At 70.9% G+C, this 24,379-nt stretch carries 22 protein-coding genes and 3 pseudogenes; 17 read left to right on the top strand and 8 right to left on the bottom strand.

The annotated features are described in order from the left end of the window. Positions 1-98 precede the first annotated feature (98 nt). Complete coding sequence (gene ppdK / locus ABZV31_RS28725) at positions 99-2,819, bottom strand: pyruvate, phosphate dikinase (RefSeq protein WP_355899513.1); 2,721 nt, start codon at positions 2,817-2,819, stop codon at positions 99-101. Positions 2,820-3,087: 268 nt separating this feature from the next. On the opposite strand from ppdK, the gene ABZV31_RS28730 reads away from it, so the two are divergent. From ABZV31_RS28730 to ABZV31_RS28765, 8 genes are all read left to right on the top strand, one after another. Beyond that, positions 3,088-4,044 carry a universal stress protein gene (locus ABZV31_RS28730; RefSeq protein ID WP_355899515.1) on the top strand — a complete coding sequence of 319 codons (957 nt, stop codon included), beginning with the start codon at positions 3,088-3,090 and terminating at the stop codon, positions 4,042-4,044. A 96-nt stretch (positions 4,045-4,140) separates the two neighbouring features. Beyond that, positions 4,141-5,058: a carbamate kinase gene (locus ABZV31_RS28735; protein WP_355899517.1), complete on the top strand. Its 918-nt coding sequence runs from the start codon at positions 4,141-4,143 to the stop codon at positions 5,056-5,058. Between the two features lie 505 nt (positions 5,059-5,563). After that, entirely contained in the window at positions 5,564-6,313 is a 750-nt protein-coding gene (locus tag ABZV31_RS28740) for an SOS response-associated peptidase (protein WP_355899519.1), read from the top strand. Between the two features lie 14 nt (positions 6,314-6,327). Next, positions 6,328-6,735 carry an alpha/beta fold hydrolase gene (locus ABZV31_RS28745; RefSeq protein ID WP_355899671.1) on the top strand — a complete coding sequence of 136 codons (408 nt, stop codon included), beginning with the start codon at positions 6,328-6,330 and terminating at the stop codon, positions 6,733-6,735. A 214-nt stretch (positions 6,736-6,949) separates the two neighbouring features. Further along, positions 6,950-8,065, top strand: a complete 1,116-nt coding sequence (locus ABZV31_RS28750) for an AI-2E family transporter (protein ID WP_355899673.1) — start codon at positions 6,950-6,952, stop codon at positions 8,063-8,065. A 292-nt stretch (positions 8,066-8,357) separates the two neighbouring features. Then, positions 8,358-8,525: a hypothetical protein gene (locus ABZV31_RS28755; RefSeq protein WP_355899521.1), complete on the top strand. Its 168-nt coding sequence runs from the start codon at positions 8,358-8,360 to the stop codon at positions 8,523-8,525. Beyond that, positions 8,522-8,662 carry a hypothetical protein gene (locus ABZV31_RS28760; protein ID WP_355899522.1) on the top strand — a complete coding sequence of 47 codons (141 nt, stop codon included), beginning with the start codon at positions 8,522-8,524 and terminating at the stop codon, positions 8,660-8,662. The genes ABZV31_RS28755 and ABZV31_RS28760 overlap by 4 nt, the downstream gene beginning before the upstream one ends. 121 nt (positions 8,663-8,783) lie before the next feature. Beyond that, a complete protein-coding gene (locus ABZV31_RS28765; RefSeq protein ID WP_355899524.1) occupies positions 8,784-9,194 on the top strand; it encodes an SRPBCC family protein in 411 nt (136 codons plus the stop codon). A gap of 129 nt (positions 9,195-9,323) precedes the next feature. Here ABZV31_RS28765 and ABZV31_RS28770 read toward each other — a convergent pair whose 3' ends face one another. Then, the gene (locus ABZV31_RS28770) at positions 9,324-9,536 is read right to left on the bottom strand and encodes a hypothetical protein (protein ID WP_355899526.1); all 213 of its coding nucleotides are present in this window, start codon (positions 9,534-9,536) and stop codon (positions 9,324-9,326) included. Between the two features lie 282 nt (positions 9,537-9,818). Here ABZV31_RS28770 and ABZV31_RS28775 point away from each other — a divergent pair, with 282 nt between their 5' ends. From ABZV31_RS28775 to ABZV31_RS28805, 7 genes and pseudogenes are all read left to right on the top strand, one after another. Further along, a complete protein-coding gene (locus tag ABZV31_RS28775) occupies positions 9,819-10,376 on the top strand; it encodes a hypothetical protein (RefSeq protein ID WP_355899527.1) in 558 nt (185 codons plus the stop codon). Positions 10,377-10,462: 86 nt separating this feature from the next. Then, positions 10,463-10,999 carry a hypothetical protein gene (locus ABZV31_RS28780; RefSeq protein WP_355899529.1) on the top strand — a complete coding sequence of 179 codons (537 nt, stop codon included), beginning with the start codon at positions 10,463-10,465 and terminating at the stop codon, positions 10,997-10,999. Between the two features lie 214 nt (positions 11,000-11,213). Beyond that, positions 11,214-12,072: pseudogene (locus ABZV31_RS28785) on the top strand (site-specific integrase). Positions 12,073-12,406: 334 nt separating this feature from the next. Then, positions 12,407-13,450 (top strand): tryptophan--tRNA ligase, encoded by a 1,044-nt coding sequence (gene trpS / locus ABZV31_RS28790; RefSeq protein ID WP_355899675.1) that lies wholly within the window; start codon positions 12,407-12,409, stop codon positions 13,448-13,450. 247 nt (positions 13,451-13,697) lie between these two features. Further along, positions 13,698-14,821 (top strand): annotated as a pseudogene (locus ABZV31_RS28795) (tyrosine-type recombinase/integrase). Then, positions 14,818-16,932: a site-specific integrase gene (locus tag ABZV31_RS28800; protein ID WP_355899531.1), complete on the top strand. Its 2,115-nt coding sequence runs from the start codon at positions 14,818-14,820 to the stop codon at positions 16,930-16,932. The pseudogene ABZV31_RS28795 and the gene ABZV31_RS28800 overlap by 4 nt, the downstream one beginning before the upstream one ends. A 262-nt stretch (positions 16,933-17,194) precedes the next feature. Beyond that, positions 17,195-17,626 carry a hypothetical protein gene (locus tag ABZV31_RS28805; protein ID WP_355899533.1) on the top strand — a complete coding sequence of 144 codons (432 nt, stop codon included), beginning with the start codon at positions 17,195-17,197 and terminating at the stop codon, positions 17,624-17,626. Here the strand turns inward: ABZV31_RS28805 and ABZV31_RS28810 are convergent. From ABZV31_RS28810 to ABZV31_RS28825, 4 genes are all read right to left on the bottom strand, one after another. Beyond that, positions 17,615-18,061: a Tn3 family transposase gene (locus ABZV31_RS28810; RefSeq protein WP_355899535.1), complete on the bottom strand. Its 447-nt coding sequence runs from the start codon at positions 18,059-18,061 to the stop codon at positions 17,615-17,617. The two genes, ABZV31_RS28805 and ABZV31_RS28810, sit on opposite strands and share 12 nt — an antisense overlap. A gap of 17 nt (positions 18,062-18,078) precedes the next feature. Further along, positions 18,079-18,300: a hypothetical protein gene (locus ABZV31_RS28815; RefSeq protein WP_355899537.1), complete on the bottom strand. Its 222-nt coding sequence runs from the start codon at positions 18,298-18,300 to the stop codon at positions 18,079-18,081. Between the two features lie 49 nt (positions 18,301-18,349). Beyond that, positions 18,350-18,589, bottom strand: a complete 240-nt coding sequence (locus ABZV31_RS28820) for a hypothetical protein (RefSeq protein ID WP_355899539.1) — start codon at positions 18,587-18,589, stop codon at positions 18,350-18,352. A gap of 223 nt (positions 18,590-18,812) precedes the next feature. Beyond that, positions 18,813-19,463 carry a DUF4158 domain-containing protein gene (locus ABZV31_RS28825; RefSeq protein WP_355899541.1) on the bottom strand — a complete coding sequence of 217 codons (651 nt, stop codon included), beginning with the start codon at positions 19,461-19,463 and terminating at the stop codon, positions 18,813-18,815. Positions 19,464-19,529: 66 nt separating this feature from the next. Between ABZV31_RS28825 and ABZV31_RS28830 the strand changes: the two are divergent. Then, a pseudogene (locus ABZV31_RS28830) lies at positions 19,530-19,712 on the top strand (SDR family NAD(P)-dependent oxidoreductase); the annotation flags it as partial. A gap of 539 nt (positions 19,713-20,251) precedes the next feature. Here the strand turns inward: ABZV31_RS28830 and ABZV31_RS28835 are convergent. Together ABZV31_RS28835 and ABZV31_RS28840 are read right to left on the bottom strand one after the other, a co-directional pair. Next, positions 20,252-20,956: a hypothetical protein gene (locus tag ABZV31_RS28835; RefSeq protein ID WP_355899543.1), complete on the bottom strand. Its 705-nt coding sequence runs from the start codon at positions 20,954-20,956 to the stop codon at positions 20,252-20,254. 337 nt (positions 20,957-21,293) lie between these two features. Further along, the gene (locus ABZV31_RS28840) at positions 21,294-22,742 is read right to left on the bottom strand and encodes a hypothetical protein (protein WP_355899545.1); all 1,449 of its coding nucleotides are present in this window, start codon (positions 22,740-22,742) and stop codon (positions 21,294-21,296) included. A 113-nt stretch (positions 22,743-22,855) separates the two neighbouring features. On the opposite strand from ABZV31_RS28840, the gene ABZV31_RS28845 reads away from it, so the two are divergent. Next, a complete protein-coding gene (locus tag ABZV31_RS28845; RefSeq protein ID WP_355899547.1) occupies positions 22,856-24,106 on the top strand; it encodes a molybdopterin-dependent oxidoreductase in 1,251 nt (416 codons plus the stop codon). Positions 24,107-24,379 lie beyond the last annotated feature (273 nt).

Genomic DNA, 24,379 nt, shown 5'->3' on the forward strand with positions numbered 1-24,379 from the left:
TGCCGGGCCCGCGCGGCGTCGGCGCTGCTGGACCGGGTGGTCAGCGCGGCCGTGAGCCGGGCCGGGGGCAACGGCGGGACCGGGGCCGGCGGTCCTGCTCACCTGCTGTCACTCGCCTCGGCCCCCTCCAGGACGGCCCGCCCGGCCTCCAGACGCGCCACCGGGACCCGGAACGGCGAGCAGGAGACGTAGTCGAGGCCGGCGGTGTGGAAGAAGTGCACCGAGTCGGGGTCGCCGCCGTGTTCGCCGCAGACGCCGATCTTCAGGTCGGGGCGTGCGGCGCGGCCCTCGTCGACGGCGATCCGGACCAGGCGGCCCACGCCCTCACGGTCGATCGTCTCGAAGGGGGAGGCGGGGAAGACGCCCTTGTCGAGGTAGGCCGAGAAGAACGCGGCCTCGACGTCGTCGCGGGAGAAGCCCCAGGTGGTCTGGGTCAGGTCGTTGGTGCCGAAGGAGAAGAACTCAGCCTCCCGGGCGATCCGGCCCGCCGTGAGCGCCGCTCGGGGCAGCTCGATCATGGTGCCGACCGGGCACGTGACCGGGATGCCGGACGCGTCCGAGACCTCGGTCAGCACGCGCTCCACTTCCTCGCGCACGATCCGCAGTTCCGTGACGTCCCCGACGAGCGGGACCATGATCTCCGCTTGTGGGGTGCCGCCCGCTCGCGTGCGTTCCACGACGGCCTCGGCGATGGCCCGCACCTGCATGGCGACCAGGCCCGGGACCACCAGGCCCAGACGCACGCCGCGCAGGCCGAGCATCGGGTTCTCCTCGTGCATCCGGTTCACGGCGTGCAGCAACTCGGCGTCGTGCGCGTCGGGTTGCTCGCCACGGGCCTCGGCGGCCGCGATGCGGGTGGCGAGGTCGGTGCGGTCGGGCAGGAACTCGTGCAGCGGCGGGTCGAGGAGGCGGATGGTGACGGGCAGTCCGTCCATCGCCTCCAGGATGCCGGTGAAGTCCTCGCGTTGGAGCGGCTGGAGGGCGTCCAGCGCACGGTCGCGCTCGGCGTCCGTGCGGGCCAGGATCATCTCCTCGACCAGCTTGCGGCGCTCGCCGAGGAACATGTGCTCGGTGCGGCACAGGCCGATGCCCTGCGCGCCGAACCGGCGTGCCCGGGAGGCGTCCTCGGGGGTGTCGGCGTTGGCGCGCACCTCCATCCGCCGGACCGCATCGGCCCGGCCCAGGGCGCGGGCCACGGCGTCGACCACTCCGGCCGAGGGCTCGTCGACCACTCCGGCCGAGGGCTCGTCGACCTCACCGGCCTCCAAATACCGCATGACCGCGGAGTCGACCATCGGCACCGACCCGGGGTACACCGTCCCCGCGGAGCCGTCCACCGAGATCACGGTGCCCTCCTCGACGACGGTGCCGTCGCGGGTGGTCAGGCGCCGGGCCGCGGTGTCCACGGCGAGTTCCTCGGCGCCGCAGACGCAGACCTTGCCCATGCCGCGGGCGACGACGGCCGCGTGGCTGGTCTTGCCGCCGCGGCTGGTCAGCACCGCCTGGGCGGCGACCATGCCGGGCAGGTCGTCGGGGGTCGTCTCCTGGCGTACGAGGACGACCTTCTCGCCGGCCGCGGCACGCCGTACGGCCTCGGCGGAGTCGAACACCGTCGCGCCGACCGCGGCACCGGGCGAGGCCGGGATGCCGTGGGCGAGCGGGGCCCCGGTCGCGGAGGCGTCGAAGCGCGGGAACATCAGCCTGGCGAGCCCGTCCCCGCTCACCCGCGCCAGGCCCTTGTCGGGGGTGATGAGACCCTCGTCGATCAGTTCGGCGGCGATGGCGAAGGCGGCCTCGGCGGTGCGCTTGCCCACCCGGGTCTGCAGCATCCACAGGTTGCCGCGCTCGATGGTGAACTCGATGTCGCACAGGTCCCGGTAGTGCCGCTCCAGGGTCCGCATGTGCGCCCTCAGCTGTTCGTACGAACGGGGATCCAGGCGCTCCAGCTCGGCCAGGGGCACGGTGTTCCGGATGCCGGCGACGACGTCCTCGCCCTGCGCGTTGGGCAGGTAGTCGCCGTACAGGCCGGGGCGTCCGGTGGCGGGGTCGCGGGTGAAGGCCACGCCGCTGCCGGAATCGGGTCCGAGGTTGCCGAAGACCATGCACTGCACGTTGACGGCGGTGCCGAGGTCGTCGGGGATGTGCTCGCGCCGCCGGTACAGACGCGCCCGTTCGCCGTTCCAGGACTCGAAGACGGCGAGGATCGCACGGCGCAGCTGCTCTGCGGGGGACTGCGGGAAGTGCTCGCCGGTCTCGTAGTGGATCAGGTTCTGGTACGTCTCCACGAGCTGGGCGAGGTCTTCGGCGTCCAGGTGCACGTCGTCCGGGACGCCGCGCAGGTCCTTGAGCACCGTGATGGCCTGCTCGAACAGCGCCGCGTCGACGCCCATGACCGTACTGCCGAACATCTGCACCAGGCGGCGGTAGGAGTCCCAGGCGAAGCGTTCACTGCCGGAGACCTTCGCCAGGCCGAGGACGGAGTCGTCGTCGAGGCCGATGTCGAGGATGGTGTCCATCATGCCGGGCATGGAGAATCGCGCGCCGGAGCGGACGGACAGCAGCAGCGGGTCGTCCGGCTGACCCAGCCGCCGTCCGGCCGCGGCCTCCACGGCCGACAGGTGGCCGGAGACCTCCTGCGCCATGCCCTCGGGCCCGGCGCCGGTGGCGAGGAAGGCCCGGCAGGCCTCGGTGGTGAGGGTGAAGCCCAGTGGGACCGGGAGCCCCAGCCGGGTCATCTCGGCCAGGTTGGAGCCCTTGCCGCCGAGCAGGCCGGCCAGGTCACGGCCGCCCTCCGTGAAGTCGTACACGTAACGGACCATGACGCTGTGCTCCTCAGCTCTGTGGGCCTGGTGCATCCAGAGCTCTGTGGGCCTGGTGTATCCAGCCTCGGACGGGCGGCGCAGCCGGGGGAGGTGCCGGGCGTCCCCGGCGCAGGGCCGGTCGGCCCCCGGTCCCGTGGCGGTCCGCCCGCCGGTTGGGCCGAAGGGCCCCACGGGGGGACTGTGCGGCCCATGGGCGTATGCCCGTCCCGGCAGCAGGCTCGACATACAGGAGGGCCCACAGGCCCGGATCCGGGAGGGACACGTCATGCTTCGGAATGTCGCCGCGGGAATCGACGGATCCCCCCAAAGTCTCGCGGCCGCGCACTGGGCGGCCCAGGAGGCCCTGCGCCGGGGAGTCGCGCTGAGCCTGGTGCACGCCTGGCGCAGCCATCCGCGTCCGGCGCCGTACGTCCCTCTGGGCAGCACGGAACACCAGTGGGCCGAGCACCTCCTTCAGCAGGCGGTCGACAGTGTCCGTGCCGCCCACCCCGGGCTGGACATCGCCGCTCGCCTGGTGTGCGACGCGCCGGATGCCGCGCTGCTCACGGCGGCCGGGGACGCGGAACTTCTGGTGCTCGGATCGCTGGGGCTCGGTAGCGTGGCCGGATTCGTGACCGGCTCGGTGTCCCAGCGCGTCGTGGGGCGGTGCACGCGCCCGGTGGTGCTGGTGCGGGCGGGGCAGGGCGCTGCCGACGAGCACCTGCCGGCCGTGGACGGTGTCGCCCCGGAGGAGATTCCCGAGATTCCCTTCCGCGCGGTGGTCCTCGGCCTGGACGTCCATCACCCCGGCGACGAACTGATCGAGTTCGCCTTCGAGGCGGCCCGGCGGCGCCAAACCGACCTGCGCGTCGTCCACGTCTTCAAGGCGCCGTCGGCCTCCGCCGCTGACGGCTCATCGGCCTCCGCCGCCGACGGCTCATCGGCCTCCGCCGCCGACGGCCCGTCGGTCCCGGCGCCCGGTCCGGAACTGCTCGCGGCCGAGGAACGCGCCGTCGTCGCGGCCCTGCGCCCCTGGTGCGAGAAGTACCCCGACGTCCCCGTGACCGAGACGGTCGTCGAAGGACGCGCCGGCGCGGAACTGGTGCGGGCCGCCACCGGGGCCGGCCTCGTCGTGGTGGGGCGCCGGACCGGCAGCGGCAGGCTCGGCGCCCACACCGGTCCGGTCGCCCACGCCGTCCTGCACCACGTCGGCTGTCCCGTCGCCGTCGTTCCGCACGACTGAGCCGGCTCCCGGCCGGCCCGACGGCAGCGACCGGCCACGGAGGACGAGCCGTGACCGACCGCCCGGCGGGCCTCACGCACCCGAAGGACTGAGACGATGCGTATCGTAGTCGCCCTCGGCGGCAACGCCCTGCTCCTGAGGGGCGACCGCCCCGACGCGGACGTCCAGCGGGCGAACGTCGTGCGGGTGGCCACCGCGATCGCCCCCCTCGCCCACGAACACGACCTGGTGATCACTCACGGCAACGGGCCCCAGATCGCCTTGCTCGCCGACGAGAGCACCACCGACCCCGAGCTCGCCGCCCCGTACCCGCTGGACCTGCTCACCGCCCAGACCCAGGGCATGATCGGCTCCCTGCTGGCGCGCGCCCTGCACGACGCGCTGCCCGGACGACGGGTTGCGGCGCTGGTGACGCACACCGTCATAAGGCCCGACGACCCGGCGTTCGACCGGCCCACCACGCCTGTCGGCACGTCCTACCCGCGCAAACTGGCACAGGCGCTCGCCTGCAGGCGCGGCTGGCACATCGCCGAGGACGGCCACGGCGGCTGGCGCCCCGTCGTCCCCTCGCCGTCCCCGGAGCGGATCCTGGAGACCGAGACCGTGCAGGAGCTGCTGGGCAGCGGAACCCTTGTCGTCTGCTCGGGCGGTGGAGGCATCCCCGTGACCGAGGGCAGGGGCGTCCTGCCCGGCACGGAGGCGGTCGTCGACAAGGACCTCGCCGCCGCCCGGCTCGCCGAGGACCTCAAGGCGGACTTCCTGCTCATCCTCACCAATGTCCCCAACGTCTACGCCCACTACGGCACCCGCGACCAGCGGCCGGTCCTGGACGTCACGCCCGCCGAACTGCGCGGCGGCCGCTACGCGGACGGTTCGATGGGGCCCAAGGCCGAGGCGGCCGCCCGGTTCGTCGAGCACACCGGACGACTGGCCGCCATCGGTGCCCTCGATGCGGCCTACGAGATCGTCCACGGCAGGTCGGGGACGCTGGTCCGCCCCGACCTGGCCGGCTGAGACCGCCGCCGGGGTGGTCGGCGGGGCCGATGGTCGGCGGGCGGGGCCGATGGTCCCTGCGGGCGGGGCCGATGGTCCCTGCGGGCGGGGGCCGCAAGGGACCGGCACGTGCACTGTCCGGCACTCCCCGCGATCACCTCCGGCGACGAGCATCGACCGTGAGAGAAGCGCTCAGGGAGAGGACCTGTGATGACCGCGACGGTGGCAGCCGACAACCGGACCGCCGACGCCTGGCGGCACTTCGCCGGGACGAGGTGGCGCGAGCGGAGCGAGATGGGGGTGCCCCGGCCGAAGGCCGGGGGAGGATCGACGTGCGCGACTTCGGCCGGGCCAACTACACGCCGTACGAGGGCACCGCGGACTTCCTGACCGGCCCAGGTCCCCGACCCGAGGCTGACCGAGCGGGTCCGCGGACAGTTCCAGGAGCACGGCATGGCCGCCTACTGACCGGCACACCATGGGCGGGCTGCGGGCACCGCGACCGGCGCCGTGACACCCTTGCGGCATGTGCGGTCGCTACGTCTCCACCCGTCGTCCCGAGGACCTGGTCCAGCACTTCCGGGTCACCGAGTGGCGCCCCGAGGAGGCGCTGGCGCCGAGCTGGAACGTCGCCCCGACCGACGACGTCTGGGCCGTCCTCGAGCGCGCCCCGCGCGAGGACCGCGACGGTGACGGCACGCCGGTGCGCAGGGAGCTGCGGCCGCTGCGCTGGGGCCTGGTTCCCTCCTGGGCCAAGGACGTGAAGATCGGCGCCCGGCTGATCAACACTCGGGTGGAGACGGTGCACGAGAAGCCCGCCTTCCGCCGGGCCTTCGTCAAACGCCGCTGTCTGCTGCCGGCCGACGGCTTCTACGAATGGCGGCAGATCAAGGACCGGGACACGGGCAGGGCCCGCAAGCAGCCCTACTTCATCCACCCCGAGGACGCACAGGTGATGGCCCTGGCCGGCCTGTACGAGTACTGGCGCAACCCGGAGGTCGCGCGGGACGACGATCCCGCCGCCTGGCTGATGACCTGCACCGTCATCACCACCGATGCCACCGACGCCGCCGGCCGCGTCCACCCCCGCATGCCGCTCGCCCTCACCCCGGACCACTACGACGACTGGCTCGACCCCCATAACCAGAACCCCGACGAGCTGCGTGAGCTGCTCAGCCCCCCGGCGGGCGGACACCTGAACGCCCGGCCCGTCTCCCCGGCCGTCAACAACGTCCGCAACAACGGCCCTCAGCTTCTGGAGGAGGCGGCGCGTTAGCGTACGGCCCCCCAATCGTTCAGTCCGCTTCTTCTTCTCTCGACGCCCGCGGCCTCGCCGAGCACTCCTGGCACGACCCGGACCTCCACCACGTCGACCCCGCCGACGTCCCGGCCGGCCAACTCGCGCTCCGGCAGGCCAACATGGCCACCATGCGCACGCTCGCCGGCGACCCCTACCTGCACGACCCCAAACTGCTGCGCCGGCTCGGGCGCGTCCACCCGCCCGCGCTCCTGCTGTGGGGAGAGAGCGACCGCATCGTGACCCCCGCCTACGGCGCGGAGTACGCCGCCGCCTTCGCCGACGGCCGCCTGGAGGTCGTACCCAAGGCGGGGCACCTTCCGCAGATCGAACAGCCCGACGCCACCTTCGCCCTGGTCGACGCTCACCTGCGCCGCACCAGCACCCCATCCCCTCGATGACCGGCCGGGGGACCGCCGGAAGGCCCTGAGCAGGGCATGCCCGGCGTACGGCGCCTGTACGACGCCTCGCCCGTTCGGGCGCGTTGCACCCCGCGCCCCGCCCGGCTGGCCCTTACCGTGCTCTAGACGTGACCGGCAGTCGGGAACGGGAGGCGTGGTGGCGGATACGGGCGGTCCGGCGGCCGGGCGGGGCCGGGGGCGCCGCGCGGCCGGCATGGTGCTGGGCAGCCGACCCGGGCACTCCGTGCGACTCCCGCCCCGTGTCCGGTCCGGTCCAGCGGCCTCGGTCGCCGAACGCACGGTGCCCTGGCTGCGCGTCGCCGCCGCCTACGCCTGGCGCCTGATCGTCGTCGGCGTCGTCGTCCAGAGCGTCTTCACCGTCCTCGGCCGCTTCCAGCTCATCGCCGTGGCCCTGTTCCTCGCGCTGGTCATCACCTCGGTCCTGCGCCCCCTCGCCGACCTGCTCAGCCGCCGGCTCCCGAGACCGCTCAGCGTCGTCATCGCCCTCGTGGGCAGCCTGCTGCTCCTGTTCTCCCTGCTCGCCCTCGTCGGCAACGCCGTGGCGGGGGAGTCGGGCAGGCTCGCCGGTGAGTTCCGCGGCGGCATCCACCGGATCGAACTGTGGCTCCAGCGCCCCCCGTTCCGGCTCAGCCCGGGGAAACTCTCCGATCTGCAGCAGCAGGTTCTCTCCTACCTCTCCGCACACCGGGCCAACCTCCTCAACAGGGCCCTCAGCGGCTTCGGCAGGGTCGTCGAACTCGTCACCGGGGCGCTGCTCGCGCTCTTCTCCTCCGTCTTCTTCATCCACTCCGGCGAACGCCTGTGGGGCTGGGCGCGCGACCAGTTGCTGCCCAGGGACGCCCGGCCGGTGTGGGACCGGGCCGGACGCGCGGCCTGGCGGACGTTCGCCGGGTACACGCGCGGCATCATCATCGTGGCCGCCACCAACGCCGTACTCGTCGGTGTCGTCCTGCTCGTACTGCGGGTGCCGCTGGCGCTGCCGCTCACCCTGCTGGAGTTCTTCGCCACGTTCGTGCCACTGGTGGGCTCACCGGTCGCACTCGGGGTGGCCACGGTGGTCGCCCTCGCCGGGCGCGGCCCTCTCACGGCCGCGGGCGTGCTGGTGCTCATCGTCGTCATCGGTCAGCTCGAAGGACACGTCCTGCATCCGGTGGTGATGAGCTGGGCGGTCCGCCTGCACCCGCTCGTCGTCGCCGTGTCCGTCATCGCGGGCAGCATCATCGCGGGCGTGATCGGCGCCGTGGTGGCCGTCCCGTTCGTCTCCGTCGCCTGGGCGGTGCTCCGGGCACTGCGACCGGAGCCCCCGTAACGAGCACGTCCATGCGCGGATCGGGCCCGGCAGTGCACGGCGCCCCGCGGATTGGCCGGAACGGTCTGCCCGCCTGTGTTGCCTTCTTCGGCACGCTGGTTCACGGTGTTGCCTCCACCAGGCAGCGCTCGTCGCCCGCTGGAACGGCCATGCATGGACCGAGCTGCCCGCGCCCGGCGGCATCCGCGCCTCCGTCACCGGACTGCTCCCCGTCGCCGCCGACGACATCTGGCTCACCGGGTACGCGTACGGAGTCGGCGGGCCGCCCGGAAAACCTCCCTCGGTCACCCTCATGCACGGGGACGGCAGCACGTGGACCAGCGTGACCGCGCCGTTCACCGTCGGCATGCTCGGCGGGATCGTCGGCGACGAGCGGGGACGGCCCGACCGCATCGCGGGCTGGGACTTCTGGGACCAGACCCGCGCCACTACCTGCGCTTTGACGGCACGTCCTGGGTGAGCGAGCGTGGCCCGACCGCCACGACCCCCGTGCTGATCACCTCTCTGGCGACCGTGCCCGGTTCCGGCGGGTACTGGTCCGTCGGCACGACGTCCTCCTCGCCGTATCCGCCCGCGCAGGTGCGCATCGAACAGTGACGTGAACAGTCCGTGACCGACGCCGTCGGCGCCCCGACGAACGGGGCGCCACGGCTTTTCGGTTCCGGCAGAAGGGGCACGCGTCCGTCGTACGATCCCCGAGCGGAGGAACGGTGCCGCGATGGCCGAGTACGAACGTTCACGCACGATGCCCGCACAGCCCGAGCACGTCTTCGACCAGGCCGCCAACGTCGACCAGTTCGACGCCTGGCTGCCGGACGCCCTGCACGTGCACGCCGAGGACCCGCCCGCCGTCACCGTGCACGAGGACCACACCGACCAGGACACCTCCGCCCTGCTGCGCCCCGAGCGCGACCGGATGCGGCTCGAATGGGGCACCCGCGAGCAGGGCGGCTACGCCGGCTGGCTCCAGGTCGCCGGCATCGGAAGCGGCGCCAGCGAGGTGACCGTGCACCTGGCGTTCTTCGACGACAGCCACGATCCCGGCGAGCAGGCCGCGTGCGACGCCCTCGACCGCAGCCTGCGGCGGCTGGAGGAGCAGGTGCGGATGCACGAACACCCGGCCGGCTGATCCGCGACCGGCGCGCCCCACCGTGGATCCGGCCTGCTGTAGGGCAGGGCCGCCGTGATCACTGGCGGCTCTCCCTCCTCCTTGAGGTGAGTGATCAGCGCATCGGCGCCCTCGCGAGGGATGATCGGCTCAGGCAGGTCCTACGGCCCGGCTGCGGTAGGACTCCGGGTAGCGTTCGGTGAACTTGAGGGCCCAGATCAGCAGCACCACCGGGACCACCCAGTTGAGCCAGTCGCTCGCGGAGGGCGTGCGCACGGCCAGCCAGGTCGACACGGCCATGACCGCGAACACGGCTCCCCATGCCGTGGTCAGCACCACGTTGATGTGTCTGAAGACGGGCAAGTTCCAGACGCTGGGTGGGGCCGACTGCCGGGCGTACTGCGCGGTGAAGGGATCGGACAGCAGGGAAGCGAAAGCGACGACGGGTGGTGAACGTGTCACGTGTCCCACACCGTGTCGAGAGAGAGCAGGCAGGTGTCCGACCCGTACCGCGGTCGCCCGCTTCATGGTGAGACCGTACTCGTGCCGTTCACGGCCTCCCGGCGGGTATGGGCAAAGTCATTCAAATGGGTGTGATACGGTCACTGCTGGGCATGGGTAGCACGCGCCAAGGAGGTGCATCACATGTCCACGGGAACACTTCTCGCGATCATCATTCCCATAGTCGTCGTGATCGCCCTGGTCGCGGTGACGGCCTCGCTGATGACGCGACGCCATCACCTCCGTGAGCGTTTCGGCCCGGAGTACGAACGGACGGTCGAGGGCGCCGACAGCCGGATGGCCGGCGAGCGTGAGCTCAGGGCCCGCGAAAAGCGGCACGATTCACTGGACATCAAGCCGCTGCCCGCCGCCTCGCGGGATCGCTACACCCGGGAGTGGAGCAGCGTCCAGGAGGGGTTCGTGGACTGGCCGGTGGACGCGGTGCACGATGCGGACCAGCTGGTGACCTCCCTGATGCACGAGCGCGGTTACCCGACCGAGGGATTCGAGCAGCAGGCCAAGGCCCTCTCGGTGGAGCACGGCCGCACCCTCGAGCACTACCGTGCCGCCCACGAGATCGAAACGCTCAGCACCCGCAGCAAGGCCACGACCGAGCAGCTCCGGGGCGCCATGGTGCACTACCGGGCACTCTTCGACGAACTGCTCTCCGACGGGGGCCGGGCCCAGCCCGCCCGGTCCTGAATCCGCCTGCCACTCCGGCCGTCGGCCGCCCGCCCGTGCGCCCCGGGATCCCGGGCCCCGGCGCCGGCCGGCAGGGGAGGGACGCCATGCACAGCAACGAGGAACCGAGCCGCGCGAGCGGCGGCCTGTCCACCGAGGATCTCGCTCAGCCTTCCGGTGGCACGGCTGCAAGCACCAGAGAGGCGGAGGGAGCCGCCTCGGGGGCTCCCGTCTTCCCTGGCGAGAGCACCGCCGGGGAGCCCGCGACGACAGAGGCCGCAACGGCCGATACGTCTGATACGTCGGATGCCGAAACCGCGAACACGGCGGGAACCGCCGAAACTGCGGACACGGCGCAGACAACGGACGAATACACCCCGCCGCTGCTGACCGCCGAGGACGAGCAGGGCTTCCGCGACCGCTGGCAGGAGATCCAGAGCAAGTTCGTGGACGACCCCCGCGAGGCCGTGCACAGTGCCGACACCCTGGTCGCGGACGTCATGCAGGCGCTGGCCGCCACCTTCGCCCGGCACAAGCAGGACCTGGAGGGCCAGTGGAGCCAGGGCGAGCAGGTGGACACAGAGGATCTGCGCAAGGCATTGCGCCGGTACCGGTCGTTCTTCAACCGGCTGCTCAGCACGTGAATCCGCGGCCGTCGGGCTGGCCGACGCGGTCCGCGCCGTCGGCCTGCCGGTCGTCGGCCCTGGTGGGCAGCTGACGGGGCGCCGGCGGCGGGGTCGGTCTGAAGTTCTCCCCAGATAACACTCCAATATCTGCGGTAGCTTGATCCGTCACCTGCGGTGACGTTCTCTGGCCACTACGTGAAGCGGCCCTGTTATCTGCGGCAAGGGGGAAGCGGTGCCCACCGTCGTAAAGCTGCCGACCGGCAAGGCGTTGACCGTCCGGGCGGCGGCCGACGCCTTCCTGGACTCGCTCGGCAACCCGAACACAGTCCGGAACTACGGGATTGGAGTGGGCAAGACCGCCGAACGTCTGGGCGAAGGTCGGCCACTGGCGGCGGTCGTGGACGACGAGATCGGCGAAGCCCTGGAACTGCTGTGGGGCACCGCGGCGGTCAACACCTGGAATCCCGCCGGGCGGCGCTGCTCTCCTGGCTCGGCTGGTGCCGCGAGCGCGGCTACGACAGCCCGGCGGTCCCGCTCTGGTTGAAGCGGCTGGCGGTGCCGGACTCCCAGACCCCAGCCCGCTCGAAGATGGCGATCCACCGGCTCATCGCCCGCCGGGACGTGCACCTGCGGGAGCGCCGCCGCACCAAGGCCCGCCGCCGCGGACAGGTCCGCGAGGACTACGTGTTGGAGACCGTCTATTGGGACGCCGGCACTGCCCGACTCCTGCCCCGGCCACTCAAGGGCCGCACCCGCGGGCCGGTGTTCGTCACGCACCGTAGGCCCGGGCCGGGGAAGGTCGTCAGCCCGCGCGACGTGTGCCCGGACAGCGGGCTGGCCCGGCTGTCGTACGGGCAGGCCCGCGCCCTGCTCGACGAGCACACCGCCGTTCGGGGGCCGGGCACCGGCTGGGACCTGCACGAATACCGCCATTCCTCTCTTACCCATCTCGGCGAGGCTGGGGCGAGCCTCCTGATGCTGCGAAGTCCCGGCACAAGAAGCCGGAGAAAGTCCGCCGCTACTTCAAGCCGTCCCCGGAGTCGATTGCCGAGCTCACGAGCCTCCTCGCACCAGGCGACAGCAGGCGCTGATCAGCTGTGGAACCTCGGGCCAGCCAACCGCCAGCAGCGGCGCGCATGGGCAAGGCGATAAGCCCGCCGATTTCCCCCGGATCATGCCAGCTGACGTTATGATGCGCCCATGCATCTTTCATCGTGTCTGAGCTGGTGGCGCTCCTTGTAGGAGCGGCCGCCTCTCACGCATGAACCGGGCCGTTCGGACGGACGGCCCTTTTGTGTCCCCTGGATCAGGGGTCGTGTCGTCCTGACGGCGATACCGACCCACCAGGAGACACTCATGAACACCACCCTCCACACCGCAGGACCCGAGACCCTCGCCTCCGACTCCCCTACCGACACCCTCGGGATGTCTGCCGCGCAGGCTCGCAGCACGAAACTGGAAGAGCTGATCCGTAAAGACCCGGGGCAGTTCCGCGTGCTGACCGGCGACCGCCCCACCGGACAGCTGCATCTGGGGCACTACTTCGGCACGCTCCACAACCGGGTGCGTCTCCAGGACCTCGGGGTGGAGATGTTCGTGATCATCGCGGATTTCCAGGTCCTGACCGACCGCGACCTAGCGGACAACCTGACCGGGCACGTCGAGGAGCTCGTGCTGGACTACCTCGCCATTGGCGTGGACCCGGCACGCAGCACGATCTTCACGCACAGCGCCGTTCCCGCCCTCAACCAGTTGCTGCTGCCCTTCCTCAGCCTTGTCTCCACTGCCGAGCTCAGCCGCAATCCCACGGTCAAGGATGAGATTGCTCACTCGCGGCAGTCCTCCGTCAGTGGGCTGATGTTCACCTACCCCGCCCACCAGGCCGCCGACATCCTCTTCTGCAAGGCCAACCTGGTCCCGGTCGGGCAGGACCAGCTCCCCCACCTGGAACTGACCCGGACCATCGCCCGCCGCTTCAACGACCGCTACGGCGCTGGCACCGCTGTGTTCCCCCAGCCCGATGCCCTGCTGTCGAGCGCGCCGCTCCTGCTCGGCACGGACGGCACCAAGATGAGCAAGAGCCGGGGCAATGCCATCACCCTGGCCGTCGGCGCCGACGAGAGCGCCCGCCTGATCAAGGGGGCCAAGACCGACTCCGAGCGCCACATCACCTACGACCCGGCCACTCGCCCGGAGGTGTCCTCGCTTCTGCTGCTGGCAGCCCTCTGCCAGAACCGAACTCCCGAGGAGGTTGCCGCCGACATCGGTTCCGCGGGAGCCGCCGCGCTGAAGAAGACCGTGACCGAGGCGGTCAACGAGTACCTGGCTCCGATCCGGGCCCGCCGAACCGAGTATGCGCAGGACCGCGCCTACCTCCGCCAGATCCTGCGGGAGGGCAACGAGCGAGCCAGAGCCGTGGCTGATGCCACCCTCGCCGAGGTGCGTACCGCCATGAACAGCCACTACTGACACCCAGGCCAGTGAGACACCGCCGCCGAATCTGTGTCTCACTGCCCACCTTCCTACGGTTCGTCGGCCTCCTCGGGAACGCGCAGAGGCCGCATCCCGTCAGGCAGCTCGGGAAGCTGGAAGGAATACCGGCCGAGCATCTCCTTATCTGGACACCTTCGAGTGACGCCTGAACCGGCGCCGTGGCGGTGGAGGCGGAGGTCTCGTTGGGCTATCCGAGTGCAGGCTTGGGGAGGCCAGTGTGCGGGTGGTCAAAGAACGCGACGGCGGCGTCGTACGGCGAGTTCGGTTGGTCGACGGTGACGGTGAACCGATCGCGGCGGCCTGCCGGTTCCTGGATCATCTGGTCGACCGGGGCTTCTCGCCGCACACGATCTGCGCGTACGCGTACGACCTGCGGCGCCTGTTCACCTTCCTCGTTGCCGAGGGCATGGACTGGCGCGAGTTCCGGGGCCCGGATGCCTTGCGGCTGCTGGCGTTCCTGCGGCGGGCGCCCTCGCGTCGGCCGGCCCAGCGGCTCGGCCTGACGGTCGTGGTCGGCGGTCCGGAGACACCGGGCAGTCTGCTCGCGCCGGCAACGGTGAACCGGATCTTGGCTGCCGTCTCCAGCTTCTACGACTGGGCGGTGGTCGCCGAGGAGTACGACGGCGACTCCCCGATGCAGAAGCGTCTCGACCCGGCACTGGCCCGGGTGCCGGACCGGCATCAGCCGCTCATGGGCCGCGCCAGCCGTCAGCAGCCGATGCGTCGCACGGTGACGGTCAAGCAGCCGCGGCGACTGCCACGCCCGGTGGACGAGGCGGTGCTGCAGCAGTTCATCGGCAGCCTGAAGCGGCTGCGGGACCTGGCGGTGTTCCTGCTGATGCTGGACGGCGGGCTGCGGCCGGGTGAGGTGCTGTCGCTGCACGTGGACGACATCTCTTATGGCCGCCGCCGGATGATGGTCCGCAAGCGCGACGACCACCCGCGCGGGGTCCGCGGCAAGTCCCGCACCGAACGGGTCGTGGACCTGCACGAGCCCCGCACCCTGGAGGCGGTCAGCCGCTATGTGATGCACGAGCGTCCCCTCGACGCGACCAGCCCGTTCGTGTTCCTGGTCGGAGGGAAGGGCACCCGCCGTCTGGAGCCGCTGGGCTACGACGCGGTGGTGCGGCTGTTCGCGCGGCGGCTGGACAAGCTCGGCCTGCGCACGCCGGAGACCACGCCGCACGCGCTACTCACGCCACGGCGATGTGGGAGGGCGGGATGCGGGAGTTGTCGCTGCAGAAGCGGTTGGGGCACGCATCGCCGGAGTCGACGAAGGTTTATACCCGGGTCTCCGACGAGGCTGTGCTGGCCGACTACACCCGCGCGCTGGAGGGCAACAGGTGACCGCGCTGACTCTGGCACCCGCCCTGGAATTGGACCGCCGCCGGTGCCACGCAACGAGGGAGGAGTACTTCGCCTGGGTCCGAGCGACGTTCGCCGATGCTCCGGCGTCGATCAAGTCCCGCCGCTACTTCTACAACCGCTTCCTCAAGCACTGGCCGGACTTGGAGGACTGGTTCGCCGAGCCCCTTCTGGTCCGCCTGGACCTGCACGGACGCGTCGCGCATGAGCCAGGCAAACGCATCGGGCCATCCCACGAGGCAGGCCCCTACCTCGCCTACCTCTCGCTGGTGCACGGTCTCAGGCTGGACGCCGACTACGTCCTCAGTCGGAATTTCGACAGCCTGTTCGTCCCCAAGGTCGCCGCCAGCCTCGGGCTGGACCTGGATCTGCTCGATTCGCTCTCCGCCCGCATGCTCCAGCTCGGCTATGCGCCTGTCAGCGGCCGGTCCGTCCTCACCTGGACGTTCAACCGCCTTCTCCTGATGAGAGGAGACCCTGACCTGCGCGCGATCCGGCTCGACGACCTTACCACTCTCGCCGAAGAGATCAAGCGCTACTGCGCCCGGCCAGAGGCCGGGTTCGTACGGGCCAGCCATGTCTCCAACGCACGCCGCCGCCTGCCCATGAACCAGCTCGCTGAGATCTACCAGAAGGCGTGCCTGACCAGGCTGCACGGCGTCCATGTGCTGCTGTTCAACATCGGACAGGTCCCCGAGCCGCCGTTCCACGGCCTGAAGACCGCCGAACTCTGGCGGACCGAACTCACCCCTCCCGAGACGCCGCCGACGCTCGCCGCCCCGGTGACGCGCTGGCTGTCGGGACGGTTGCAGACCAGCGACCGCGCGGAGTCTGTCCGCCACTCACGCGACGCCTTCCGCTACTTCCTGCGCTGGCTCGCCCAGGCCCACCCCGACATCAACGCGATGACCCAGCTGGAGCGTCGGCACATCGAGGGCTTCATGGCCCACCTGCACGAGCACACCAACGCCCGCACCGGACGGCCACTGACGGCACGGTCCCGCTACACCTACCTCAGCCCGCTGCTTCAGTTCTTCCGCGAGACCAGCCAGTGGGGCTGGAGCGACGTCCCGGGCCGGCCCTTGCTCGGCCGCTCGGACATGCCCAAACTCCCTTCCGCACTGCCGCGGTTCATCCCCCGGGCCGAGCTGGACCGCCTCATGGAAGCGGTCGAAGAACTCGAAGACCCGCACCAACGAGCCGCTCTGCTTCTGCTGCGCTGGAGCGGTGCCCGGCGCGGCGAGATCGCACGGCTGACCCTGGACTGCCTGGACGCCTACCCCGACGGCTATCCGCGGCTGCGGATCCCGGTCGGCAAGACCTACACCGAGCGCATGGTCCCGCTGCATCCCCAGGCGGCGGACGCTCTGCGCGAGCTGATCGACGCGGCCAAGGCCGCGAACGCCGCAGCCCGCCACGACGCATGGGCCCAGCGGTCGGTCCGCTACGTATTCATGCGGCGGGGCAAGCCGATGGGCCGGCACTTCCTCTATGCGGACGCCCTGGAGATCGCCTGCCGCAAGGCCGGGCTCGTCGACGGCGACGGAAATCCCACCGTGACCGCCCACCGGTTTCGCCACACGGTCGGCACTCAGCTCGCCGAAGGCGGCGCCCAGATCCAGACCATCATGGCGATCCTCGGGCACCGCAACGCACAGATGTCGGCCACCTACTCCCACATCAGCGACCCCGTCCTGAAGGAGCAGTACGAGAAAGTCATCGCCGGCGGCGGACGGATCGCAGGCCCGGCCGCAGAGGAACTCCTGACCAGCCGGATCGGCGAGGACACCCTGAACTGGCTCAAGACCAACTTCTTCAAGACCGAACTCGAACTCGGCCACTGCCTGCGGGCACCCGCTGAAGGGCCCTGTGAGTGCGATCTCTATCTCCGTTGCTCGAAGTTCCTCACCACCACTGAGTACGCCCCGCGTCTGCGATCCCGGCTTGCCCGCGAGCAGCAACTGGCCCAGGACGCCATCGAGCGCGGCTGGCCCCGCGAAGTCGAGCGGCACAACGCCATCGCCGACCGGATCCGTGGACTCCTCGCCGATCTCGGAGAGAGCGCCGATCCCGGCCCTGACGATCACTGCTGAGCAGTTGGTTCGGCGGCCTGAGCGAGAGCCCCCGACGGATACTTGTCAGATGGATGGATCAAGGGCCTCTTAGGTCAACACCACGCATGACTGGGCCGGCATCGTCGACGCGGGCCATCTCACTCAGATCCGCCAGGAACCCGCACAGTTCGCTCCGGGCGGGCCGGGACACCTTGTTCTTGAGGTCGTTGCTTATGCCGCTGATGAGGCAGCGAGCCGGGGCGGTGGACGGTGCGTGGTCACGCTACATACTGACGGCTCCGTGTCGGTGAAGGATGACGGGCGGGGCACCGACACTCGGGTCGACGAGCACGGCCGGGTGGTGAAGAAGCCGGTCATGGCCACGAAGGATCTTCGCTTCTTCGACCTCCCGGAGGCGGAACCGCTTCCGGACGGACATCCACGTCGCGGTATGTCCGTCGTCGCAGCGCTTAGCGAGTGGCTGATTCATACCAACCGCCGTCTCAACGGATCCTGGAGCCAGCGTTATGCGCGTGGCATCCCGGTGACCGACCTGGAGCCCGTCGAGGCCGACGGGACCACGGGGACCTGCGTCCGCTTCCTGCCGGACAAAGCTCTGCGTTCGCGGTGGTCGTTGACCGCGGGTGATCTGGCGCGGTGGTCCGAGCACTGGCCCGACCTGACTGTCCACCTCGAAGATCAGCGAGACGCCGTGGACCGGTCAGGTCCGTGACCGCGGGGCGTCACGACCGAATTGCACCAGAACGAGCGGCCCGGTCTGCCCTCGACCCGTCGTCCCAACGCTCGGCTCGGTGACCTGAAGGCGGTAGGTGTCGGAGCCGGTCTCGATCAAGGGCATCTGAAGTTGGGCCGGTCCCGCATACGCAAATTCGTCCAGATAAATGTTGATGTGGTGCCGCACGAACGGCGACAGGCGGGTCACATCTTCATCGCGGACGTTGAACCCGTCCGCGCGCAGCTGGGTTACTGCGGCGTCCATGTACCTCGTGTTGAACAGCACCAGCGCGTTCAGGACCAGGCCGAGCACGCCGATCTGGTCCTCCATGCCGTCCTGGTAGCGCTGGTAGAGCTGCCCGGCCCTGCCGTGGAAGATCTTCCGGTGCGTGACGACCCTCCTCGAGGTTGGCCTGGGCTTTGAGCGCCCCATGAGGTCCGGCAGCGACGTCAGCGCGTTGAGGACCGGAAGCCCTTCCGGGGGGTGGCGCCGAAGTCCACGACCTTCACGAGGAGCTTGAGGAACGGCCGCACCGTGCCGAACCGGCCCACCAGCATCGCCCGCCATGCCTCGTCGGCGTCGGAGTCCAGCGGCGGCGTCAGCTCGAACAGCGCGGCGATCGCGGCGGCCAGCTCGTGGCGCGGCACCACCGCCTCGATCCGCTCCCACATCGCCTCGAAGCTCTCGACCTTCGGGCCGCTGATCTCCCCGGTGTCGGTGTCAACCTGCTCGGACCCTCTCCACCCTCGGCAGAGTCTTCATCTTCTCCTTGACCGTCTCCCGCTCGGCCTTGGCCAGCAGCTTCGTCGCGATCAGTACCTCCAGCAGGTCCAGCGCGTCATCGACCGCCCGGGTTGTCAGGTGAACGGTGGTGGCCAGCAGCGTCGCCAGACGCCGGGAATTGCTGTGCCGGCGCAGGAGCGACGCCTTGCCGTCCACGCCATACCGGGAAAGCGCCATACCGGGAAAGCTCCGCCCGCCGCCGCGGAGGGATCGCCGAGACGTCCAGATCACCCATCCCGAGGTCGGCGATCTCCTCCGCACGCTGAAGCGCCCACTTCATCTGCGGGCCCGACACCCGCACCGGACCGCGCCGCAGCCGGTCCAGCTCCGATACCCGCTCGCCAGGCGGGACGGTCAGCAGCGAGTCCAGCACCGCCCGCTGACCGACGTTCAGCAGCCCCTACAGGGTGTCCCACAGCCGCTGGTTCGCTGCCTTCCGCACGGTGCCCACCAGCCGGGCCAGACGGCCTGCCCCGGGCAGCAGCACCCGGCGCTCACGCAGCCACCCGGCCGCCGCGTCGAACAGCGCCTTCGGCCCGTCGCCGGTCGTCCAGGCCCGCGCGTCCAGCCACGCGCTCAGCTCTTCGCGCACCTCGGCTAGTCCCGCCAGCCCCCGGCCTCCTGGATCTCCCCGGCATGGGTGCGGACCGTTCCGTCCCGCTCGCCCTACAGCTTCAGACACGACGGGTCCGCGAGTTCCAACTGCTCGGCCAGATACTTCGGCCGCCAGCGCCGGCACCTGCCGCGGGTCCGGCATGAACCGGCCCAGGTACCGCACGCTCGTCAACTGGACCGCGTACCCGAGCCGGTTGTGCGCACGCCGCTTGGCCTGCACCGCGTCCCGATCCGCGTCGTCCAGGAAGAAGTACCGCTCCAACTCGGCACGAGACGGCGCCCCGTGAAACGCCCCATACCGGGCCGCCTGCTCATCCGACAGGAACTCGACCGCCACAACAGCCCTCCGAATGTCGACAACAACGACCCGCGAAGGCTGCGACGCGCAATCACCCCAGGTCAAAGCACCAAGCAGCCCGGAGAAGGCTTTGCGCACGATCTGACACGGAAGTTCCTCAGACCCCTACTCGAGCCAACCCACGCACAGAAAGGGTTGAACGGCATGCAGATCGATCTGAAAGGCCGCGGCCCCCGCACGGCTCTGGTCACCGGCTCGACGCAGGGCATCGGCGAGGCGATCGCCGTCGGCCTCGCCCGCGCCGCTGCCCGAGTGGGCATCAACGGCCGCACTGCCGAGCGGGTGGAGGACAGTGTCGCCCGGCTGCACCAGCACCTGCCCGGCGCCGCGCCTGGAACACCGGAGGCGGTGGTGAGGCCATGGACCAGATGCGGCAGCAGGTCGGACGCCCATGACGTCACATCCCACGAGGTGGGATCGGTCACCCGAAGGGCGGTGGCGGGGACGTCGCTGCCCGCCATGGCCGCCGCTCCGAGCGGCCCGGCCGCCCACGTCGGCAGGGGCGTGCCTCGGCGCCCGAGCACCCCGTACGCCGCTCCGACGCCGAGGCCGGTGACGTATTCAAGGAGCGCACCGGCAGCTTGTTGACGGTTGGACTTGGTTTCCCCATCACCCAACTCCACGCCGGTGTGGTCGGCGAGACGCTCCGCGATCTGCACCGGCATGTCGCTGGACGACCGGCCGCGCAGCAGCATGTCGCCCTAGGTGGCCAGGTTCAGTGCGATGGTACCCGCTGCCCCGGCCAGCAGGCCTTTGGTCACTGACTGCATCCGAGGCACTCCCTTGGGTCTGTGCCGATGTGCTGGACAGACCCCGGGTTCTCGCGCGGCGGCGGCCAAACAGAGCGCGGCAGGACACGGCACGCCTCAACTGTCGGCCTGTTCAGGTTGTGCCTCGGCCTCGGGCTCTGCCGCTGCCTCAGGCTGTGCCGTCGCCTCGGGGGCGGTGTAGAAGACAGAGGTGCCCTGCTTGGTGCGCTGGGCGCGGTTCTTGGCCACGAGTCCTTCCAGCGTGGTGCGCACGACGGTGGTCTTGATACCGCGGTCGGGATGGGCCTGGCAGAGTGCGGTGGCGATTTCCGCCGCCGAGCGAGGTTCGCTCTGCTCGGAGAGGTGACTGCGGACGAGTTCGACCAGCGTGGGCTGCGCCGACTGCGCCGATTGCGCGGACTGAGCGGACTGCGTCGCCACGGCCTTGCCCGCGCGCTTCCTGGCCGCCTGCTTCGTGGCCGCCTGCTTCGTGGCCGTGCCGTCTGCCTGCGCGGTGGTGGACTTCTGCGTCCGGGCCCGCTGACCGCTGCCCCGTTGAGCAGAGCCCTTCTTGCGCGGGCCGGGCACCGCGGCGGGTGCGGGCTCGGCCGCGGGCCGCGCGGGCGTCGGTGCGATGCCCAGTGCCTGTTGCATGTTCACCAGCACGGTGTGGTCGTGCTGCAGGGTGACCAACTGCTCCTGCAGCGTGGCGATCTCCGCGCTGATGCGTTCCTGCTCCTTGACGTTCGCTTCGAGGTCACTGGCCACCTGGGCGATGTAGTGAGATGTCAGCTCGGTGGCGGGAGTCGTGCTCTCGGACATGGGTCGGCCTTTCCTTGGTGCCGTTCCTTGGTGCCGTGGTGCACAGATAGTACGGATGAGTGGAGCCGGTTGTTCCTGGCGTGTGAGGGGTCGCTGCCCCGCCGTGCGGAGCGATGCTCCGTGACCTGGTGACAAAGGCACCTCGGGGAACCTGAGTTCCTATGAGCACCGCATGAGCGCACGGTGGCTGTGGCCCTGCCGTTGGGCCATGGACATGAGTCGCAGAGAGAAGCCGGACCGGGGGCATCGCGGTGGTGTTCGCGGGAGGTGATTCCTCGGCGGGACGGGTTCGGCCGGGCGGGACAACGGCGTGCTCTGGCGTGCTCTGACGAATTCGTCACCAGCCGGTGAGCAGCAGGTGGTTGAGGAGAAGGGCGAGCACCGCCTGGGCGGTGAGCCAGACACGGGGGTGGGTCAGGAAGGCGCACGCCGGAAGCAGCCACATGGCGAAGGGCAGCCAGATGCGTTCCGTCTCCGCCTTGCTCATGCCGGACAGGTCGGCGACGAGGAGGGCGAGCAGAGCGCAGCAGACGAGCAGGGCGAGCCGTACCTCGGCGGCCGGCCCGTCGCCGGCCGGTGCCGTCACCGGCCGGGCGCGTACGTCGGCGCGTTCGCGGACGAGCGCCCGGCCGGCCCGTTGCAGGCCGGCCGCCGTGGCGAGGCCGACGATGAGCACGGTGCACGCGAGGTTGGCCCACACCCAGTAGCCGTAGGGCCGGGTCCCGCCGACCCCTTGGTAGTAGCGCGTGACCAGCAGGCGGTACGCCTCCCACCAGTCGAAGCCGGCGAGGGTGAACAGCAGCGGGACCACGGCCAGCCCGGCGAGGAGGAAGGGAAGCACGCGGGCCGCATGGCGCCCGGTCCGCGCGTCGCTGCGGGTACACGCGGACCGGGGCCGTTGAGGGGACTCGGGCCGGCCCGGCCCGCCCCGCCCGAGCAGCAGGACGCCCGCGGCGATCAGCGCGAACAGCGTCAGGCCGTACGAGAGGTAGCAGGTCAGGCCGAACAGCAGCCCCGAGCCGAAGGCGGCCGTTCCCCGCAGGCCGAACCCCGCCCGTCCCGTCACCGCGAGCGCGAGCAGCGCCACCGACCAGGCGGCCACGGCCGCGAAGTAGCCGTCGGCGGAGGCGCCCACCCATACCGCGGCCGGCGCCAACACCAGAAAGGGTGCCGCCCGGCGTGCCAGGCGCTCCCCGGCCAGCACCCGCACCGTCACCAGCACGGCCACGCACGCCGTGGCGCCGACGGTGATGCACCAGGCGCCGGCCCAGCCTCCGCCGCGCAGGCCGACCCGGTCGAGCAGGACAAAGGTGAGCGTCGCGGCCGGGGGATGACCGGCGATGTGGGCGGGCCAGGGGGCGGGGGACCCGGCCACGATGTGGTGGGTGAAATCCCGCAGCGTGGCCGGGATGTCGTGGAAGCGGTCGATGACCCGGAGGTACTCGTTGGTGGTGGTCAGCCGGATGGCCACCCCCTGGTGCCAGCCGTCGACGAGCGCGAGGGACCAGGTCCACGCCATGGCCGTGCCCCAGGCGGTGGCGAGCAGCGCCCGCCACGGCAGCCGCACCGCGAGAAGCGGTCCGTACGCCACCATGGCAACCGCCACCAGCACGGCAGCGGATGTGCCCGGTCCCACGTGCGGGTCCCAGTCGGCGAACAACGGAGGCCAGTGGACGAACAGCGTGTGGTGGGCGAGCTGGATGTGGCGGCCGACCAGGACGGCCGCCAGGACGAGCAGGGCGGCGGCCGCGGCGGCGCACAGGTCGCGGAGGAGAGGGCGGGTCACACGGGCACGCTAGGCCGCAGGGCGGCGAACGGGCTGGTACACCGGCTGGACGTCAGCGTTTCGTCATGGGTTGCGCACCCTTTCTCGGGCGGATCGCGGCCTACGGTCGAGGCATGCGCGATCAACGGCTCCCCACCTCGCCCGGCTTCTGGCGCAGTCCGCTGCGCGGCCCCTGGTTCACCTCGGTGCTGGGTCTCGTCCTGCTCGTCGGCATCAGCGTGCTGTTCGTGACGGGGCTGGTCTCGTACGCCGCCTACAACCCGAACCTGTCGCCGGTGAACGACCAGACCCCCGACAAGGGCGTCCTCGGCTTCTACCTCTTCGCCTGGCCGACGCATCCGCACTGGCTGTACCGGCTCACGCAGGGCGTCCACGTCACGCTCGGCATCACCCTGATCCCCGTTCTGCTGGCCAAGCTGTGGTCGGTCGTGCCCAAGCTGTTCGCGCTGCCCCCGGCCCGGTCCCTCGCACACGCTCTGGAGCGGATCTCGCTGTTGCTGCTGGTCGGGGGCGGACTGTTCGAGTTCACCACCGGTGTGCTCAACGTCCAGCTCGACTACGTCTTTCCCGGCTCCTTCTACCCGCTGCACTTCTACGGCGCCTGGGTCTTCTTCGCCGCCTTCGTCGTCCACGCCGTCCTGAAGGTGCCCGCGGCGGTGCGGAACGTGCGCCGTATGCGGGAGGGCGGAGAGCCGGCGGCACCGCGGGAGGAAGGGGAGCTGGTATCATCCCGACCCGACCCGTCCACCGTCTCGCGCCGCGGGGCGCTGTGGCTGGTCGGCGGCGGCTCGCTGCTGCTGTTCGTCACCAACGCCGGCCGCAGCTTCGACGGGCCGCTGCGGCAGACCGCCGTACTCACGCCTCACGGCGGGGCGGAGCCCGGCAGCGGTCCGGGCGGCTTCCAGATCAACAAGACGGCCGCGTACGCGCGGATCACCGCGGCGGAGACGAACGAGGAGGCGTGGCGGCTGGTCGTCACCGGTCGCACCGGCACCGTCCGGCTCAGCCGGGCCGACCTGCTCCGGCTCCCCTTGCACAGCTCGGCGCTGCCCATCGCCTGTGTGGAGGGCTGGTCCACCTCGGACCAGTGGTGGCGCGGGGTCCGGCTGCGGGACCTCGCAGCACTCGTCGGGTACGACGACGCACCCGACGTCCTCGTGGAGTCCCTCCAACGGCACGGTGCCTTCCGCCGGGCCGCGCTGCGCGCCAACCAGGTGGCCGACCCGCGTTCCCTGCTCGCCCTGTACGCCAACGGCGAGGACCTCACCCCGGACCACGGCTACCCGGCCCGCGTCATCGTGCCCGCGGCGCCCGGTGTGCTCAACACCAAGTGGGTGGCCCGGATGACCTTCGGAGACCTGTGATGATGCGTCGGATCCCGATCGGCAGCCCCCTGCAGCTGCTGCTGCTCGCCTGCTCGTTCGCATTGGCCGCATACGCGGGTGTGCGGCTGCTCGCGGGCGACTGGTTCCAGGTGGCGCTGTGGTTCGTGGGGGCGGCGCTGCTGCACGACCTGGTGCTGCTGCCGCTGTACGCGGCGGCCGACCGCGCGGTCGTACGGGCGCTCGGCACGGTCGGCCACCGGGAGCGGGCCCTGTACGTCCGTGTCCCGGCGGCCCTGTCCGGCCTGCTGCTCC

Origin of the sequence: Streptomyces sp. NPDC005202, assembly GCF_040608235.1 — a bacterium.
Classification (GTDB): domain Bacteria; phylum Actinomycetota; class Actinomycetes; order Streptomycetales; family Streptomycetaceae; genus Streptomyces.